16 protein-coding genes are annotated in these 17,534 nt (G+C 63.9%); 2 read left to right on the plus strand and 14 right to left on the minus strand.

Translation table 11 applies throughout. The features are described 5' to 3' along the window. Positions 1-973, plus strand: a 973-nt coding sequence (locus C9427_RS22745) for a calcium-binding protein (RefSeq protein WP_146172581.1), incomplete at its 5' end; no start/stop codon positions are given. A gap of 305 nt (positions 974-1,278) precedes the next feature. Here the strand turns inward: C9427_RS22745 and recQ are convergent. From recQ to uxaC, 9 genes are all read right to left on the minus strand, one after another. After that, a complete protein-coding gene (gene recQ, locus C9427_RS22750) occupies positions 1,279-3,090 on the minus strand; it encodes a DNA helicase RecQ (RefSeq protein ID WP_245437147.1) in 1,812 nt (603 codons plus the stop codon). Positions 3,091-3,374: 284 nt separating this feature from the next. After that, complete coding sequence (locus C9427_RS22755; RefSeq protein WP_107651343.1) at positions 3,375-3,713, minus strand: cupin domain-containing protein; 339 nt, start codon at positions 3,711-3,713, stop codon at positions 3,375-3,377. Between the two features lie 18 nt (positions 3,714-3,731). Beyond that, entirely contained in the window at positions 3,732-4,490 is a 759-nt protein-coding gene (gene kduD, locus C9427_RS22760; RefSeq protein WP_107651344.1) for a 2-dehydro-3-deoxy-D-gluconate 5-dehydrogenase KduD, read from the minus strand. Then, positions 4,487-5,344, minus strand: a complete 858-nt coding sequence (gene kduI, locus C9427_RS22765; protein ID WP_107651345.1) for a 5-dehydro-4-deoxy-D-glucuronate isomerase — start codon at positions 5,342-5,344, stop codon at positions 4,487-4,489. Before kduI ends, kduD begins: the two co-directional genes overlap by 4 nt. A 22-nt stretch (positions 5,345-5,366) precedes the next feature. After that, the gene (locus C9427_RS22770) at positions 5,367-6,143 is read right to left on the minus strand and encodes a FadR/GntR family transcriptional regulator (protein WP_107651346.1); all 777 of its coding nucleotides are present in this window, start codon (positions 6,141-6,143) and stop codon (positions 5,367-5,369) included. 9 nt (positions 6,144-6,152) lie between these two features. Next, entirely contained in the window at positions 6,153-7,433 is a 1,281-nt protein-coding gene (locus C9427_RS22775; RefSeq protein WP_107651347.1) for a TRAP transporter large permease, read from the minus strand. A 4-nt stretch (positions 7,434-7,437) separates the two neighbouring features. After that, a complete protein-coding gene (locus C9427_RS22780; protein WP_107651348.1) occupies positions 7,438-7,965 on the minus strand; it encodes a TRAP transporter small permease in 528 nt (175 codons plus the stop codon). A gap of 104 nt (positions 7,966-8,069) precedes the next feature. Next, complete coding sequence (locus C9427_RS22785; RefSeq protein ID WP_107651349.1) at positions 8,070-9,047, minus strand: TRAP transporter substrate-binding protein; 978 nt, start codon at positions 9,045-9,047, stop codon at positions 8,070-8,072. Between the two features lie 36 nt (positions 9,048-9,083). Next, complete coding sequence (gene uxaC, locus C9427_RS22790) at positions 9,084-10,493, minus strand: glucuronate isomerase (RefSeq protein ID WP_107651401.1); 1,410 nt, start codon at positions 10,491-10,493, stop codon at positions 9,084-9,086. Between the two features lie 179 nt (positions 10,494-10,672). Between uxaC and C9427_RS22795 the strand changes: the two genes are divergently transcribed. Continuing rightward, positions 10,673-12,199, plus strand: a complete 1,527-nt coding sequence (locus C9427_RS22795; RefSeq protein WP_107651350.1) for a mannitol dehydrogenase family protein — start codon at positions 10,673-10,675, stop codon at positions 12,197-12,199. Between the two features lie 49 nt (positions 12,200-12,248). Here the strand turns inward: C9427_RS22795 and C9427_RS22800 are convergent, their stop codons facing one another. The 5 genes from C9427_RS22800 to C9427_RS22820 form a co-directional block, all read right to left on the minus strand. Next, positions 12,249-12,656, minus strand: a complete 408-nt coding sequence (locus C9427_RS22800) for a F0F1 ATP synthase subunit epsilon (RefSeq protein WP_107651351.1) — start codon at positions 12,654-12,656, stop codon at positions 12,249-12,251. A 112-nt stretch (positions 12,657-12,768) separates the two neighbouring features. Beyond that, positions 12,769-14,349, minus strand: coding sequence for a F0F1 ATP synthase subunit beta (atpD, locus tag C9427_RS22805; RefSeq protein WP_167434449.1), 1,581 nt, complete (start codon positions 14,347-14,349; stop codon positions 12,769-12,771). A gap of 72 nt (positions 14,350-14,421) precedes the next feature. Next, positions 14,422-15,306: a F0F1 ATP synthase subunit gamma gene (locus tag C9427_RS22810; protein ID WP_107651352.1), complete on the minus strand. Its 885-nt coding sequence runs from the start codon at positions 15,304-15,306 to the stop codon at positions 14,422-14,424. A gap of 26 nt (positions 15,307-15,332) precedes the next feature. Then, on the minus strand, positions 15,333-16,862 hold the full coding sequence (gene atpA / locus C9427_RS22815; protein WP_107651353.1) for a F0F1 ATP synthase subunit alpha: 1,530 nt from the start codon (positions 16,860-16,862) through the stop codon (positions 15,333-15,335). After that, entirely contained in the window at positions 16,862-17,422 is a 561-nt protein-coding gene (locus C9427_RS22820; protein WP_107651354.1) for a F0F1 ATP synthase subunit delta, read from the minus strand. Before C9427_RS22820 ends, atpA begins: the two co-directional genes overlap by 1 nt. Between the last annotated feature and the right edge of the window lie 112 nt (positions 17,423-17,534).

A 17,534-nucleotide genomic window follows, 5' to 3' on the forward strand; every position in this document is an offset into this window, starting at 1 on the left:
CAGCACCACCACAACTCCACCTCCGACCACCCCACCGCCGACCACCCCACCGCCGACCACCGATACCGATACTGTCTATGGCTCCAGCGGCGGCGATGTCCTTCGGGCTACTGGTGCTCACACGATGGTCGGCTATGGCGGCAACGACGAGTACTATGTCGACCATGCCGGCGACAAAGTGGTCGAGTCCGCTGGCCAGGGCCAGGACAGGGTGTGGACCTCTGTGAGCTATGCGCTCGCGGCCGGCTCGTCGATCGAAGTCCTTGGCACCACGAACGACGCCGGCACCACCGCAATCAACCTGAATGGCAACACGCTGGCCCAGACCATCCAGGGCAATGCCGGCGCCAACGTCATCAGCGGCGGTGGCGGTGCCGATAAGATGAGCGGCTTTGGCGGCAACGACACCTACTATGTCGACAACGCCGGCGACAGGGTGATCGAGGCGGCGGGCGGCGGCACCGACATGGTCCGCACCTCGACGACATTTGCGCTTTCGCGTTCGTCCGATGCGCAGATCGAGATTCTTACGACCACGAACGCCGACAGCACGGCGGCGATCAACCTGACCGGCAATGATTTCGCCCAGACCATACAGGGCAATGCCGGCGCCAATGTCATCAACGGTTTGGGTGGCGCCGACACGATGAGAGGCTACGGCGGCAACGACACCTTCGTTTTCAATACCGCTCTTGGTAGCGGCAATGTCGACAGGATCACCGACTTCAACGCGTCCCAGGACAAGATCCACCTCGAGAACGCCATTTTTGCCGGGCTGGGCGCGGGTGCGCTCACAGCCGCCGCTTTCTTTGAGGGCGCGGCCGCGCACGACAGCTCCGACCACATCATCTACAACAGCTCAACCGGGGCGCTCTCTTTCGACAACGACGGCATTGGCGGCGCGGCTCAGATACAGTTCGCCACCCTTTCTCCAGGCCTCTCGCTTACCGCAAGCTCATTCTTTGTGACTTGATCTCTGGCAGGGGACAACGTCCGGCGAGGGCTGCCGTGGTCAAGCAAGACCAAACAGACGGCCCTCGTTGCCTGCCAAGAATCGGCGTACGGCCGACCCGACATCGAGGACCACAACGTGATGAAGGACACGGCCAACGACGGCCGCTCGCCAATGAGCGAGAACACGACGCCGTCGCTTCATCCGCGCTTGCAACGGCCAACGACGCTTCATCGGCGCTGATGAAGGGCCAAATGTCCTTCGGCGGCGGCTACTTCCGACTGCCCCAGCTCGCGCGGTCCGGCCATGATCCTTAGCCATACCACCTAGTGGTGCGCAGCAATCGCGTTCAGGAACATCTCCCCAAACTCCCTGAGCTTTGCGGCGCCGACGCCATTCACTTCGGCGAAAGCGTCGAGGTCGCGCGGGCGGCGCTCAGCCATGTCGATCAGCGTGCGATCGGAGAAGATCACATAGGCCGGCACCTGGCGTTCCTTGGCAAGGCGCAGCCGCAGCGCCTTGAGCGCGGCCAGCAGCGAAGCATCGAGACCTTCGGTATCCGCAATACCTCCGGCGGAACGCAGCTTGCCGCGCGCGGCGCGATGCCGCGTCTCGACGCGATACTGGAACGGAATCTCGCCACGGCCGAGCGCATGGCCCTTTTCGGCGATGGCGAGACCGCCATGGCCGGACGGATCCGGCTCCAGGAAACCGCCAGCGACAAGCTGCCGGATCAGCGACAGCCAGAAATCCTTCTTGTGCGCCACTCCGCCGCCGAAGCTGGCGAGCCTTTCATGGCATCTGGCCAGCACCTTCTCGGTTTCATGGCCGAGCAGAATGTCGATGACATGGGCCGCACCGAAGCGTTCGCCGCTCTGCGCAACGGCCGCCAGGATGATGCGCGCTTCAGCCGTACCATCCGCGCGCGGCACCTGATCGAGGCAGTTGTCGCAATTGCCGCATGGCGGCGCTTCCTCGCCGAAATAGCCAAGCAGCACCTGGCGGCGGCACTGCGCCGTCTCGCAATAGCCGATCAGCGTATCGAGCCGGCGATGCGCCCGCCTTTTGTGCTCCGCCGATGCGTCCTCGTCGTCGATGAAGAGGCGCCGCATGCGGATGTCGCCGAGGCCGTACAGCATATGCGCCTCGGCCTTCCGTCCGTCGCGGCCGGCGCGGCCGATCTCCTGATAGTAAGCCTCCAGGCTGCCCGGCATATCGGTGTGGAAGACATAGGCTACGTCAGGCTTGTCGATGCCCATGCCGAAGGCGATGGTCGCCACCATGACGACGCCGGACAAGGTCATGAAAGCGTTTTGATTCGCTTCACGCGCGTCCTTGCTCATGCCGGCATGATAGGCGAGCGCGGTGACGCCGTTCTGTTCGAGGAACGCCGCCATCTCTTCCGTCTTCTTGCGCGACAGGCAATAGACGATGCCGCTGCGGCCAGCATGACGCTGCACGAAATCCAGCAACTGGCGCTTGCTGTTCTGCTTGGCCTCGATGCCGAGCTTGATGTTCGGCCGGTCGAACCCCAGCACCAGGCTCTCGACGCGCCCCGCGAACAACCGCGCGGCTATGTCGGTGCGCGTGGCCTCGTCCGCTGTCGCCGTCAGTGCGATGATCGGCACATCTGGGAAGATGCCGGAGAGCCGCGACAGCTCCTCATATTCGCGCCGGAACGCCGGTCCCCATTGCGAAATGCAATGCGCCTCGTCGATGGCGATCAAGCTTATGTCGAGCCTTGCCAGCGCCTCGAGCATACGCTCGGTCATCAGCCGCTCCGGCGCGAGATAGAGCAGGCGTGTCTGGCCCGCCGCGACGCGGCGCCATGCCGCGACATTGGCCTCGCGGTCGAGTGAGGAATTGATCGTATCGGCCGCCACGCCGGCAAGCCGCAATGCCGCGACCTGATCCTGCATCAGCGCAACCAGCGGCGACACGACAAGAGTGAGCCCACCCAGAACCAGCGCCGGCACCTGGTAGCAGAGCGATTTGCCCGCCCCCGTCGGCATGACGGCCAGCACATGACCCCCGGCCAGCAGCGTCTCCATGACGGGTGCCTGGCCGGGACGAAAATCGTCGAAGCCGAACACGTCCTTCAGGACGCGCCGTTTGGGATCCTCTGCCGGGGCGCTCATTGGCGATATCTGCATCAGGGAATTTCTACAATCGGCGCCGCCCGGAAAGGCGGCGTGGAGAGTGGCTGAAGAGCATCCCCTTCATTGACTGATATTGGATCGTGATTCCAGCCCTGTTCGCTTTCGTACAAAGAACGCACCACTCCGGCCGGTTAATCCTATCTTCACCAAGATTCGCCAGCTTCGGGTCCTGCGGTGATGTTTCGAGTACCGCGGCGCCGCAAGGCGCCCAGGCAACAACCCGCGCCTCTCCGGAGGCGCGGGATTTCGTTTGCGAAATGTCGTCAGTCGAGAAAGTCGGCGCGGTGCGGCGTAAAACTGTCGACCAGGCGACCCGCGTCGAGCGCCCTGACGCCGTGGACAAGGCTGGACGGGACGATGAAGCTGCTCCCGGCTTCCAGGATTTCCGTCCTGCCGTCGATGGTGACCTCGAAGCGGCCCTCGGCGACGTAGCTCGCCTGGACATGCGGGTGCGAATGCAGCGCACCGACGCCGCCCTTGTCGAAGCCGAATTCGACCATCATCAGCTCGTCGGTGTGCAGCAGAACGCGCCTGCGGTTGCCATCCGGTGTCGGCGTCCACGCGGCCTCGCCGGCATGGGCGAAAATCTTCGTTCCAGTCATCGCCAGATCCTCATCCTCTCATCGCGCCAGCCAGCCGCCGTCCACCGGCATCACCGCGCCATGCATATAGTTGGACGCCGGCGCCAGCAGGAACACGGCGGCGTCGCCGATGTCTTCCGGTACGCCCCAGCGCCCGGCCGGAATGCGCGACAGGATCGAAGCGCTGCGGTCGGGATCGGCGCGCAGCGCCTCGGTATTGTTGGTCTCGATATAACCGGGCGCGATGCCGTTGACGTTGATGCCTTTTGTCGCCCATTCGCAGGCGAGCAGCCGCGTAATGCCGAGCACGCCATGTTTCGAGGCGGTGTAGGAAGCAACGCGGATGCCGCCCTGGAAACTCAGCACGGAGGCGATGTTGACGATCTTGCCCTTGCGTCCGCCGGCAAACGCCCGCCTGGCAAAGTTCTGGCAGAGGAAAAAGACCGTCTTTAAATTGATGTCCATCACCTCGTCCCAATCGGCTTCGGTCAATTCGACCGCATCGGCGCGCCGGATGATGCCGGCATTGTTGACCAGCCCATCGAGCGGCCCCTGCTCGTCCCAGACGCGATCGAGCATGCTGGCGGCAGCAGCGGGATCGGCAAGGTCGGCGGCCACGGCCGCGAACGTCCCGCCCACCGCCGCGACCTTCCGTGCCGTGTCGTCCATCGCCGAGCGGCCGACGCCGACCACCGCGCCGCCGGCGCGCGCGATCGACAGGGCGATACCCTGGCCGATGCCAGTGTTGGCGCCGGTGACCAGGATGCGCTTGCCGGCGAGGCTGAAAGCGGCGCTCACCGCAGCTCTTCCATCGCCACCGGATCAACATCGGTATAGTCGACATTGTCGCCGGCCATCGCCCAGATGAAGGCGTAGCTGGAGGTGCCGGCGCCCGAATGGATCGACCATCCCGGCGACAGCACCGCTTCCTCGTTGCGCATGACGAGGTGGCGTGTCTCATCCGGCTCGCCCATGAAATGGAACACGCGCGCCGCTTCCGGCAGATCGAAATAGAGATAGGCCTCCATGCGCCGGTCATGCACGTGGCACGGCATGGTGTTCCAGACCGAGCCCGGCGCAAGCTGCGTCATGCCGACGACCAGTTGGCAGGTCTTCACGCCGTCGGCATGGATGAACTGGAAGATCGAGCGTTCATTGCAAGTCGCCTGGCTGCCGAGATCGAGCCGTTTGGCGTCGCCGATGCGGATGAGCCTGCTGGGATGGCTCTGATGCGCCGGCGCGCTGAGCAGGTAGAATTTAGCCGGCTCGGCCGGATCGACCGAAGCGAACGACACCTCATTGGCGCCCATGCCCAGATAGAGCATATCGCGCGCCTGCAATTCATAGGACTGGCCTCCGGCCCTCACGGCGCCGGCGCCGCCGATGTTGACGGCGATCATTTCGCGGCGGTCGAGAAAAGTCTTGGTCCCCGTCGGCTTGATCGCTTCGAGCGGCAGCGGTGCCTCAGCGGGCATGGCGCCGCCGACGATCATACGATCATAGTGGGAATAGGTCAGGCTGATGCGGCCGGGCTGAAACAGGCCTTCGATCAGGAAATTGTGACGAAGCTCGTCCGTTCCCATCGCCGCGGCGGCAACGGGGTCGATGGCGAAGCGCGATGTGAAGTCCGTTTGATTGTGAATCTGATTCATTGCTGCCCTGACTTCGAGAGGATCATTCGGTTGCCGCGGCCTTGACCGAATCGGCATAAAAAACCTGTCGTGCATGCAGACGCTCGCGATAGCGTTGCTGGCTGGCGCTGAGATGCGCGCGCATGGCCTCGCGGGCCGCCTCGGCATCGCCCGCAGAAATCGCGTTCAGGATCACCAGGTGCTCGCGTTGCAGCCCGCGTTGGTAGACGTCGGACTGGGCGATCTCGGTGGACCATGGCGAGGTCACGTCGCAAGGGATGGCGCGCCGTCCCAGCACATCGAGCATCTCGACATAGAACGGGTTGTTGGTGGCGCGGGCGATCGCCCGATGGAAGGCGAGATCGGCCGGACCGGTCGGCTCGCTATTGAGCAGCAGCCGCTCGAACTCGAAGAACGCTTCCTGGATCGCGGCTTCCTGCGCGGCGTTGCGGCGGACGGCAGCAAGCCCGGCGGATTCGATCTCGATCGCCAGCCGCACCTCGAGCACGTTGAGCGCGATCGAATCCTTGGCTCCCATGTCGGCGGCCAGCGCGCCGAACATCGTCGAAATATGCTCGGTGGCAAAGACGCCGGCGCCCTGGCGCGGCTCGACAAGGCCGTCGGCGGCAAGCTTGGCCAGCGCCTCGCGGATGACGGTGCGGCTGACGCCGAAGGTCTCGGTCAGCTGGCCCTCGGTCGGCAGCTTCTGCCCCGGCTGGATCTCGCCCGCATGCAACTGCTTGCGGAGCGCCGCGACAACGGTTTCCGAAAGCTTTGGTTTGCGTTCGACCTTCAGGCTGGTCGCCATGTCAGATGCCATTGCCAACCCCTATTTGAACACGCCCGGCAGCCAGAGCGAGATCGCCGGAATGTAAGTGACGAGCCCCAGCACCACGAGGCCCGCGCCGTAGAACGGCCAGATCGAGCGCATGGCTTCCCAGACGGATATCTTGCCCACGGCGCAGGCGACGAACTGCACTGCGCCCACCGGCGGCGTGTTCAGCCCGATGCCGAAGTTCAGGATCATGATGACGCCGAAATGCACCGGATCGACGCCATAGGCCTGCGCCACGGGCAGGAAGATCGGCGTGCAGATGATGATCGTCGGCCCCATGTCCATGAAGGTGCCGAGGAACAGCATCAAGACGTTGAGCAGAAGAAGCACCACCAGCGGATCGTCCGAGATCGCGTTCATGGAGGCGATGAGCGCCGCCGGCACTTTCAGGAAGGCCATCAACCACGAGAACGACGCCGCCATGCCGATGATGAGCAGCACCATGGCCGTGGTGCGCACGGCACCATGGGTGGCATGAACGAAACTTTCCCAAGTCATCTGCCGGTAGACGAAGACAGTAACCAGCAACGCATAGATGACGGCAATGCAGGAACTCTCGGTTGCCGTGAAAACGCCCGATCGTACGCCGCCGAAGATGATCGCGATCAGCAGCAGGCCGGGCACCGCGACGGCGAACAGATGCGCGACGGCGGTGAAGCCCGGAAACGGCTCGGTCGGATAGCCGCGGGAGCGCGCCACGAAATAGGCGGTGACCATCAGTGACAGGGCCAACAGCAGGCCCGGGATGATGCCGGCCGTGAACAGGTCGGCGATGGAGATCTTTCCACCTGCCGAGATGGAGTAGATGATCATGTTGTGCGACGGCGGCAGGAGCAGCGCGATCAGCGCTGCCATCGACGTGACGTTGACGGCGTAATCCGCTCCATATCCACGCGCCTTCATCTGCGGGATCATCAAGCCGCCTACCGCCGCTGCCTCGGCCACCGCCGAGCCCGAAATACCGCCGAACAGTGTAGCGGTCGCGATGTTGACCTGCCCGAGGCCGCCGCGCAAATGGCCGACGAGCGAGCCGGCGAAGGCAACGATCTTGCTGGCGATGCCACCGCGCACCATCAAGTCGCCGGCGTAGATGAAGAAGGGAATGGCCAGCAGCGAAAAGACGCTCATGCCGGAATTCAGGCGCTGGAAGACGATGAGCGGCGGCAGGCCCATGTAGAGGACGGTGGCAAAGCTTGCGACGCCGAGGCAGAAAGCGATCGGCGTGCCGATAAGCATCAAAAGGGTGAAGACACCGAAGAGGATCCAGAGTTCCATGGCGTCAGACCTTCACATCAGCCGTGTCGAGTTCGGCTGCGACTTCCGCCGGCGGCAATTCATCGAGCACATCGTCGATCGGCTCGCCGGAGAGGCGAAGCACGATGCGCTCCAGCGTGAAGAGCACGACGAGCACGCCTCCCGCGACAAGCGGAACGTAGTCCCAGCCTCCCGATATGCCGAGCGACGGCAGGGTAGCGCCCCAGGTCAATGCGACCAGCTGGCTGCCATACCAGATCATGCCGATGCCGAAGGCGAGCGCGACGAGGTCCGAGATCATCCGCAGCCAACGCTTGCCGCCTTTCGGCAGCACGTAGAGCAGAACGTCGAAGCCGAGGTGATAGTTCTCGCGCACCCCGACTGCGGCGCCGAGGAAAATGAACCAGCTCATCAGCATAACCGAGCCCTGCTCGGTCCAGCTTGGCGAGCGGTTCAGAACATAGCGGCCGAACACCTGCCAGGCGACGAAGACGGTCATCAGCACCAGCCCGATGCCGGCGATCCACAGCGCCGTTGTGCTGACGCGCGACATCACGCGCGCGACACCGGATAGGGGCAATCTCTGTTCTGGGCTGGAGGTCACCGGTTTTCTCCGTAGGAGGATGGCGGCGCGAGAATACCCGCGCCGCCGCTTGATCACTGCACGGCCTTGATGGCCTCGACCATGGCCTTCAGCTTGTCGTCTTTGACGTGCTTCTCGTAGACCGGACCCATCGCGTCGATGAAGGGCTGCTTGTCCGGCGTCGTGATCTGCGAACCGGCCGCCTCGACCTTGGCGCGCGATTCCTTGACCTTGGCGGTCCACAGCTCGCGCTGCCTGGCGACGCTTTCCTTGGCGGCCGCCTTGAAGATCGCCTGGTCCTCCGGCGTCAGCTTGTCCCAGCTCGACTTCGCCATGACGAAGGCTTCCGGCACCATCGTGTGCTCGTCGAGCGAATAGAACTTGGCGACTTCCGCATGCTTGGCGGTGTCATAGCTCGGGAAATTGTTCTCCGCGCCGTCGATAACCCCGGTCTCGATCGCCGAATACACCTCGCCATACGGCATCGGCGTCGCGTTGGCGCCGAGTGCCGCCACCATGTCGACGAAGATGTCGGACTGGATGACGCGGAACTTCATGCCGGCCAGATCGGCTACGGAGTTGATCGGCTTCTTCGAATTGTAGAACGAGCGTGCCCCGCCGTCATAAAAGGCGAGCAGCACCAGCCCGACCTGTTCGAACGCCGCCGCGATCTGGTCGCCGACCGCTCCGTCCATGACCTTGTGCATATGGTCTTCCGAGCGGAAGATGTAGGGCAGCGAGGGCACGGTGGTTTCGGGGATGAGCCCGTTGAACGGCGCCATCGAGATGCGGTTGAGGTCGATCACGCCGGCGCGCACCTGCTCGATCGTGTCCTTTTCCTCGCCGAGCTGCGCGGAATGATAGAGTTCGACCGCGTAGCGGCCGGCCGTACGCTCCTTCACCAGCTCGCCGAAATATTTGACCGCCTCCACCGTCGGATAGCCGTCCGGGTGCGTGTCGGACGAGCGCAGAACCGTCTGGGCGCTTGCCGGTCCGGCCATCAGGGCGGCGGCAAGCAGCGCAGCTCCCGCCAGTCTTGAAAAATGCAACATGGTTTCCTCCCTTTGCATTGCGGGCGAGTTGCCCCTTCAGAGCCGATAAGCTTTTTTCGCAAGCGTATAGGCAAGCTCCTTTGCCAACTCATGCGCCTCGTCTTCACGCAGCCGATGCTCGGCGACGAGGCGGGCGAGATAGGCGCAGTCGACCCGGCGCGCCACATCGTGTCGGGCGGGGATCGACGGAAAGGCGCGGGTGTCGTCGTTGAAGCCGACGGTGTTGTAGAAGCCGGCCGTTTCCGTGGTCATCTCGCGGAAGCGGCGCATGCCCTCCGGACTGTCGTGGAACCACCAGGCCGGTCCCAGCCTCAGCGCCGGGTAGACGCCGGCAAGCGGCGCCAATTCGCGGGCATAGCTGGTCTCGTCGAGCGTGAAGAGGACGATGGTCAGGTCGCGCTCCAGCCCGACGCAGTCGAGCAGCGGCTTCAGCGCCGTCACATAGTCCGTCCGCGTCGGAATATCGAAACCCTTGTCCCTGCCGAACTTCTGAAACATGGAAGGTGAATGGTTGCGCCAGGAACCGGGATGGATTTGCATCACCAGCCCGTCGTCGCGGCTCATCTTGGCCATCTCGGTCAGCATCTGGGCGCGAAACAGTTTGCGCTCGCGCTCATCATCCGAGCCCCGGCGGATACGGTTGAACAGCTCTTGCGCTGCCGCATCGGAAAGATTGGCGGTCTCCGCCGTCGGATGGCCATGATCGGACGCGGTTGCGCCGAAACCCTTGAAGAAGGCGCGCCGCTGGCGATGCGCGTCGAGATAGCCGGCCCAGCTGCCGGTGTCGCAGCCGCTGATCTCGCCAAGCCGGTCGAGATAGGCTGAAAAACCCTCGAAGTCCGGGTCGATCACTGCATCCGGCCGATAGGTGGGAATGACGCGGCCTTCCCAGCCACTGTCGCGGATCGCCTTGTGCCATTCGAGATCGTCGAGCGCGCCGTCCGTCGTCGCGATGACCTCGATGTTGAAGCGCTCGAACAGGGCGCGCGGACGGAAATTCTCCCACTGCAGCAGCGTCGCAATCATGTCGTAGTGACGGTCGGCCGTCGCCGCGTTCAGCGGCTCTTCAATGCCGAACAGATGAGCAAGCACATGGTCGAGCCACAAGCGGGTCGGCGTGCCGCGAAACAGATAATAGTGCTCGGCAAAGCGCCGCCAGATTGCTCTGCCGTCGGCTTCCGCGGGCGAGCCGTCCAGGCCCGAAACGCCGAGATCCTCGAGGCGCACGCCCTGGCTGAACAGCATGCGGAAAATGTAGTGATCCGGCACGACAAGCAATTGCGCCGGATCGGAAAATGGTTCGTTGAGCGCATACCAGCGCGGATCTGTATGACCGTGCGGGCTGACTATGGGCAGATCCTTGATGCCGGCATAGAGATCGCGGGCGAGCAAAAGCGAGCGCCCCTCGCCGGCAAACAGCAGATCCGGATCGGTCAATCCTGCCATTTCGGTCCTCCCAAGGATCATCGGTAGGGACGATAGGAAATAATGTCAACATACAAAAAGTGAATTGTTGTATGATGACTTTGCGCGAGCTGCCCATTGTACGAAACGGAGCCGGATGTTACGCCGCCGCCGATCATCCCTAATGATGATCCACGCAATCCGACCGGACACGCCGCACCATGACGAGCAGACTTTCCAACGACACGGTTCAGGCATTGCCGGCTTCGGTCGCTGTTCCCTCATATGACCGCGCCCGCATTGCGCCTGGCATCGTCCATCTCGGCGTCGGCGCCTTCCATCGCGCTCACCAAGCGGCCTATGTCGATGAGTGTCTGGCGGCGGGCGAGACGGATTGGGGCATTGTCGGCGTCTCGCTGCGCAGCGGCGACACACGCGATGCGCTGGCGCCGCAGGACGGTCTCTACACGCTGGCGGTCAGGGACAGCGGCGGCGAAAGCTTGAACGTCATAGGTTCGATCCTCTCGCTGCTGGTGGCGCCGGAAAATCCCGGCGCGGTGCTGGCCGCGCTGACCGACCCGCGCACCCGTATCGTCACGCTGACAATCACCGAAAAGGCTTATCTGCGGGCGGCCGGCGGCGGGCTCGACGCGGCTCATCCCGACATCGTCCACGATTTGGCGAACCCGCATATGCCGAAGACGGCGCATGGCTTTCTCGCCGAATCTCTTGCGCGCCGCCGCGCCACCGGCTGTCAGCCCTTCACGGTTCTTTGCTGCGACAACCTCCCTGCCAATGGCGCGACACTGCACCGGTTGCTGGTCGAATTCGCCGCGCTGCGGGATGCCAGGCTCGCCCAACAGGGCGATGCCCGGGTCCCTGGGGATGCCAGGCTCACTGGTGATGCCTCGCTCGCCCAGCATATCGCCGACGAGGTGGCGTTTCCGTCGAGCATGGTCGATCGCATCGTGCCGGCGACCACCGATACCGACCGGACGCGGATATCTGGCCTGCTCGGCGTCGAGGACGCCTGGCCGGTCATGACCGAGCCGTTCCGCCAATGGGTGATCGAAGACGATTTCCCGGCCGGCAGGCCTTCCTGGGAAAAGTCTGGCGTCACCATGGTCGGCGATGTCGGACCGTTCGAGGACATGAAACTCAGGCTGCTCAATGGCTCGCATTCGGCCATCGCCTATCTCGGCTTGTTGAGCGGCCATGCGACGGTCGACCGCGCCTTCGCCGATCCGGCGATCCGGCAATTTGTCGACCAATTATGGGCCGAGGCCATCCCGACGCTGCCGCAGGACGCCGGGCTCGACACGGCAGACTATATCGCCCAGCTCGCCCGGCGTTTTTCGAACACCGCGCTTGCCCACCGCACGGCGCAGATCGCCAATGACGGCAGCCAGAAACTCCCGCAACGCATCGTCGCCTCCGCCATCGAGCGCAGCGAGGCCGGTGCCGTCCCCGAGCGCCTGACCCTGGTCGTCGCCGCCTGGATCGCCGCTTGCGAGGCGCGCGGCAGGACATTGCCGGAAAATCATTTCACCGATCCGTTGGATCTGCCGTTGGTGGCGCTTTTTGGCCGCAACCTGCCGACAGAAGAGACGGTGGCGACCGTGTTCGACCTTGCCGGTTTCGCCAAGGACCACACCGAGCTCCAGACGCTGATTGGACTGACTGCTGCCCATCTCGAACGTCTGCGGCAGGGCGGGCCGGCAGGCGCCTTCGCTGCCCTGGGCATCTAATAAAAAAGCGGGGCAAGCCCGCTTTTCAATCGCTAATGACCGCGAAACTTTACGCCGGCAGGATCGCGCCTTCCAGCGTGGTGAGCTGGCTAAGGAACTGCTCGGCCTTGCTGCGGGCCTGGTCGTCCTTGGCGTCGGCTGCGTCTTCCTTGGCTTCCTGGATGCGGCGGGCAAGGTCGGCGCGATCGATGTCGCCGACGGCGACCGCCGATTCGGCGAGCAGCGTGCAGCCGGCCGGAACGATGTCGGCAAAGCCGCCAAACACCACGTAGCGCTCTTCCTTGCCGGCAGCGGTCTTCACCGTGACGACGCCCGGCTTGATCGTGGTCATGACCGGCGCGTGGTGCGCCATCACGGTCATCTCGCCTTCGGCGCCCGGAATGACGACGGATTCGACCTGCTCGGAGACAAGCAGGCGCTCGGGCGAGACCAGTTCGAATTGGAAAGCTTCAGCCATGTCAATTTAGTGAGTAGGGAATAGTGAGTAGGGAGTAGGGAGAAACGGACAACTGTCCTGATTACCCAGCTGCTATTCACTACTGACTACTGACTACTCCCTATTGCCTTGATTATGCCGCTTCAGCCGCCAGGCGCTGCGCCTTCTCGACCGCTTCCTCGATGCCGCCGACCATATAGAAAGCGGCTTCCGGCAGGTGATCGTAGTCGCCGTTGCAGAGACCCTTGAAGCCCTTGATGGTGTCGGCGAGGTCGACCAGCTTGCCCGGCGCGCCGGTGAACACTTCGGCGACGAAGAAGGGCTGCGACAGGAAGCGCTCGATCTTGCGGGCGCGGGCAACCGTCTGCTTGTCCTCTTCCGACAGCTCGTCCATGCCCAGGATGGCGATGATGTCCTGCAGCGACTTGTAGCGCTGGAGGATCGACTGCACCTGGCGGGCGACCTGGTAGTGCTCCTCGCCGACGACCATCGGGTCGAGCATGCGCGAGGTCGAGTCCAGCGGATCGACCGCCGGATAGATGCCCTTTTCCGAGATCGCGCGGTTGAGCACGGTCGTCGCGTCGAGGTGGGCGAACGAAGTCGCCGGCGCCGGGTCGGTGAGATCGTCGGCCGGCACGTAGATCGCCTGCACCGAGGTGATCGAGCCCTTGGTGGTGGTGGTGATGCGCTCTTGCAGCGCACCCATGTCGGTGGCGAGCGTCGGCTGGTAGCCCACGGCCGAAGGAATACGGCCGAGCAGCGCCGACACTTCCGAGCCCGCCTGCGTGAAGCGGAAGATGTTGTCGACGAAGAACAGCACGTCCTGGCCCTGGTCGCGGAAATATTCGGCGACCGTCAGACCGGTCAGGCCGACGCGCGCGCGCGCGCCCGGCGGCTCGTTCATCTGGCCGTAGACGAGCGCCGCCTTGGAGCCTTCGCCGCCGCCCTTCTTGTTGACGCCGGACTCGATGAACTCGTGATAAAGATCGTTGCCTTCGCGGGTGCGCTCGCCGACGCCGGCGAACACCGAGAAGCCGCCATGCGCCTTGGCGACGTTGTTGATCAGCTCCTGGATCAGCACCGTCTTGCCGACGCCGGCGCCGCCGAACAGGCCGATCTTGCCGCCGCGAGCATAGGGCGCCAGCAGGTCGAGAACCTTGATGCCGGTAACCAGGATCTGCGCTTCCGTCGACTGTTCGACATAGGTCGGGGCCGGCTGGTGAATCGAGCGCATCTCGATGCCGTTGACCGGGCCTTCCTCGTCGACCGGCTCGCCGATGACGTTGATGATGCGGCCGAGCATGCCCGGGCCGACCGGCACGGTGATCGGCGCGCCAGTGTCATAGACTTCCTGGCCGCGGACCAGGCCTTCGGTCGAGTCCATGGCGATGCAGCGCACGGTGTTTTCGCCAAGGTGCTGGGCAACCTCGAGCACCAGGCGATTGCCGACATTGGAGGTTTCCAGCGCGTTCAGGATCGCCGGCAGATGCTCGCCGAACTGCACGTCGACGACGGCGCCGATGACCTGGCGAACCTTGCCGGCGAGGCCGGTTTTCTTGATGGAAACGCTCGGCGCCTTGGCCGCGGCGGCCTTGGCGGGCGCTGCCGCCTTCTTGGCCGGAGCCGCCTTTGCCGCTGCTGCCGGAGCCTTTGCCGGCGCCGTCTTCGCGGCGGTCTTTGGAGCCGCCGTCTTCGGGGTCGCTGCTTTCGCCATCGTCTTTACCCTTCTCGTCCTTTGTTTCTCACGCGATCCGCCTGAAGGTTGTAGACCTCCTGGCGAGCGCGCCTAGAGCGCCTCGGCGCCCGAAATGATTTCGATCAATTCCTTGGTGATCTGCGCCTGGCGCTGGCGGTTGTAGGTGATCGACAGTTTGTTGATCATGTCGCCGGCGTTGCGCGTTGCATTGTCCATGGCGCTCATCTTGGCGCCCATCTCGCCGGCTGCGTTTTCGAGCAGCGCGCGGAAGACCTGGACCGAGATGTTGCGCGGAATGAGGTCGGAGAGGATTTCGCCCGGCTCCGGCTCATATTCATAGACGGCATTGCCGCCATTCGTCGTCTCGGCGGCGACCGATGGCACGCCGGCCGGGATGATCTGCTGCGCCGTCGGGATCTGGCTGATCACCGACTTGAACTGCGAATAGAACAGCGTGCAGATGTCGAAGCCGCCCTCGTTGAAGAGGTTGATCACCTTCTTGGCGATCGCGTCGGCGTTGACGAAGCCCAGCGTCTTGACCTCGCGCAGATCGACGCGGTCGATGATCAGCGCCGCGTAGTCGCGACGCAATATGTCAAAACCCTTCTTGCCGACGCAGATGATCTTGACCTGCTTGCCGTCGGCCAGAAGCTTGCGGATATGGTCGCGGGCGAGACGGGCGATCTGCGAATTGAAGCCGCCGCACAGGCCGCGCTCGGCGGTGCACACGACGAGCAGGTGCACGTCATCCTTGCCGGTGCCGGTCATCAGCGCGGGAGCATCGCCGCCGCCGCCGATCGCCTGGGTGATGTTGGCCAGCACCGCGCCCATGCGCTCCGAATAGGGGCGCGCGGCTTCCGCGGCTTCCTGCGCGCGGCGCAGCTTCGCCGCGGCGACCATCTGCATCGCCTTGGTGATCTTCTGCGTCGCCTTGACCGAGGCGATACGGTTACGAAGGTCTTTTAACGAAGCCATGCTTCAAACCTGATTCCCGGCTTCGTTCAAGCGAAGGTCTTGGCGAAGGCGTCGATTTCCGCCTTCAGCTTGGCGCGCAGATCGTCCGACAGCGCCTTTTCCTTGCGGATGCCGTCGAGCACGTCCTTGCCGGCCGAACGCATGTGGCTGAGCAGCCCATGCTCGAACTTGCCGACCTGGTTGACCGCCAGCTTGTCGAGATAGCCGTTGACGCCGGCAAAGATCACCGCGACCTGCTCTTCGACCTTCAGCGGCGAGAACTGCGGCTGCTTCAGAAGTTCGGTCAGGCGCGAGCCGCGGTTGAGCAGGCGCTGCGTGGCGGCGTCGAGGTCGGAGCCGAACTGTGCGAAGGCCGCCATTTCGCGGTACTGCGCGAGTTCGCCCTTGATCGAGCCGGCAACCTGCTTCATCGCCTTGATCTGCGCCGAGGAACCGACGCGCGACACCGACAGGCCGACATTGACCGCCGGACGGATGCCCTGGAAGAACAGATTGGTTTCCAGGAAGATCTGGCCGTCGGTGATCGAAATGACGTTGGTCGGGATGTAGGCCGACACGTCGTTGGCCTGCGTCTCGATGATCGGCAGCGCGGTCAGCGAACCATTGCCATTGTCGTCATTGAGCTTGGCGGCCCGCTCCAAGAGGCGCGAATGCAGGTAGAACACGTCGCCCGGATAGGCTTCACGGCCCGGCGGGCGGCGCAGCAGGAGCGACATCTGGCGATAGGCGACGGCCTGCTTCGACAGATCGTCATAGCTGATCAGCGCATGCATGCCGTTGTCGCGGAAATATTCGCCCATGGTGCAGCCGGCGAACGGCGCCAGGAACTGCATCGGCGCCGGATCGGACGCGGTGGCGGCGATGATGATCGAATAATCGAGCGCGCCGCGCTCCTCCAGCACCTTGACGAACTGCGCGACGGTCGAGCGCTTCTGGCCGACGGCGACGTAGACGCAGTAGAGCTTTTCCTTCTCCGGGCCGTTGTCGTGCACCGCTTTCTGGTTGAGCATCGTGTCGAGGATGATGGCGGTCTTGCCGGTCTGGCGGTCGCCAATGACCAGCTCGCGCTGGCCGCGACCGACCGGGATAAGCGCATCGATGGCCTTGAGGCCGGTCGACATCGGCTCATGCACCGACTTGCGCGGGATGATGCCGGGCGCCTTGACGTCGACGCGCTTGCGTTCGGTTGCCTTGATCGGGCCCTTGCCGTCGATCGGATTGCCGAGCGCGTCGACGACGCGGCCGAGCAGGCCAGGACCGACCGGAACGTCGACGATGGCGCCGGTGCGCTTGACGGTGTCGCCTTCCTTGATGTCGCGGTCGGCGCCGAAGATGACGACGCCGACATTGTCGGCTTCCAGGTTGAGCGCCATGCCGCGGATGCCGCCGGGGAATTCGACCATCTCGCCGGCCTGGACGTTGTCGAGGCCGTAGACACGGGCGATACCGTCACCGACGGACAGCACCTGGCCGACTTCGGAGACCTCGGCCTCCTTGCCGAAATTCTTGATCTGGTCTTTCAGAATTGCGGAAATTTCCGCGGCGCGGATGTCCATCAGCCGACCTCTTTCAGTGCAAGCTTGAGCGAATTGAGTTTGGTTTTGAGCGACGTATCGATCTGGCGCGAGCCCATCTTGACCACCAGCCCGCCGAGCAGCGACGGATCGACGGTGACAGTGATCGCCACATCCTTGCCGGCAACGCTCTTCAACGCCGCCTTGAGTTCGGTCTGCTGGGCCGCCGTCAGCGCATGCGCCGAGGTGACCTCGGCGGCGGCCTCGCCGCGATGTTCGGCGGCGATCTGGCGGAACGCCTTGATCATGCCCGGCACTGCGAACAGCCGGCGATTCCCAGCCACGACACGCAGGAAATTACCGGTGAGGCCGGTGATCCCGGCCTTGTCGGCGATTGCCGCGATGGCCTTGGCCTGGTCCTCGCTGGAAAACACCGGGCTCTTGATCAGCCGGGCAAGGTCGGCGCTGCCGTCGAGCATGGCTTGGAAGCTGTTGAGGTCGGCTTCGACCTTGGCGACCGAATTTGCCTGCTGGGCGAGTTCGAACAGCGAACCCGCATAGCGCTCTGCGACACCTGAGATTGGCGATGACGATTGGGCCACGGACCGTCTTTTCTCTTGTCTGACAGGCCGCAGATTGTTGGCGCGAGCAATAAACTCTGGCTAAATCTTTGACCTTACTGCATTTTTCAAAACACGGAGGCGCGGCTTCCGC

This window comes from Mesorhizobium helmanticense, from assembly GCF_003034915.1.
GTDB classification, from domain to species: domain Bacteria; phylum Pseudomonadota; class Alphaproteobacteria; order Rhizobiales; family Rhizobiaceae; genus Mesorhizobium; species Mesorhizobium helmanticense.

What these genes read in the sequence shown, in the direction of transcription:
- uxaC (WP_107651401.1), bottom strand. Translation starts at nt 10,493, where the DNA reads ATGGCAGGATTGACCGATCCGGATCTGCTGTTTGCCGGCGAGGGGCGC.
- C9427_RS22810 (WP_107651352.1), bottom strand. Translation starts at nt 15,306, where the DNA reads ATGGCTTCGTTAAAAGACCTTCGTAACCGTATCGCCTCGGTCAAGGCG.
- C9427_RS22785 (WP_107651349.1), bottom strand. Translation starts at nt 9,047, where the DNA reads ATGTTGCATTTTTCAAGACTGGCGGGAGCTGCGCTGCTTGCCGCCGCC.
- recQ (WP_245437147.1), bottom strand. Translation starts at nt 3,090, where the DNA reads ATGAGCGCCCCGGCAGAGGATCCCAAACGGCGCGTCCTGAAGGACGTG.
- kduI (WP_107651345.1), bottom strand. Translation starts at nt 5,344, where the DNA reads ATGAATCAGATTCACAATCAAACGGACTTCACATCGCGCTTCGCCATC.
- C9427_RS22775 (WP_107651347.1), bottom strand. Translation starts at nt 7,433, where the DNA reads ATGGAACTCTGGATCCTCTTCGGTGTCTTCACCCTTTTGATGCTTATC.
- C9427_RS22755 (WP_107651343.1), bottom strand. Translation starts at nt 3,713, where the DNA reads ATGACTGGAACGAAGATTTTCGCCCATGCCGGCGAGGCCGCGTGGACG.
- C9427_RS22800 (WP_107651351.1), bottom strand. Translation starts at nt 12,656, where the DNA reads ATGGCTGAAGCTTTCCAATTCGAACTGGTCTCGCCCGAGCGCCTGCTT.
- atpD (WP_167434449.1), bottom strand. Translation starts at nt 14,349, where the DNA reads ATGGCGAAAGCAGCGACCCCGAAGACGGCGGCTCCAAAGACCGCCGCG.
- C9427_RS22780 (WP_107651348.1), bottom strand. Translation starts at nt 7,965, where the DNA reads ATGTCGCGCGTCAGCACAACGGCGCTGTGGATCGCCGGCATCGGGCTG.
- atpA (WP_107651353.1), bottom strand. Translation starts at nt 16,862, where the DNA reads ATGGACATCCGCGCCGCGGAAATTTCCGCAATTCTGAAAGACCAGATC.
- C9427_RS22795 (WP_107651350.1), top strand. Translation starts at nt 10,673, where the DNA reads ATGACGAGCAGACTTTCCAACGACACGGTTCAGGCATTGCCGGCTTCG.
- C9427_RS22770 (WP_107651346.1), bottom strand. Translation starts at nt 6,143, where the DNA reads ATGGCATCTGACATGGCGACCAGCCTGAAGGTCGAACGCAAACCAAAG.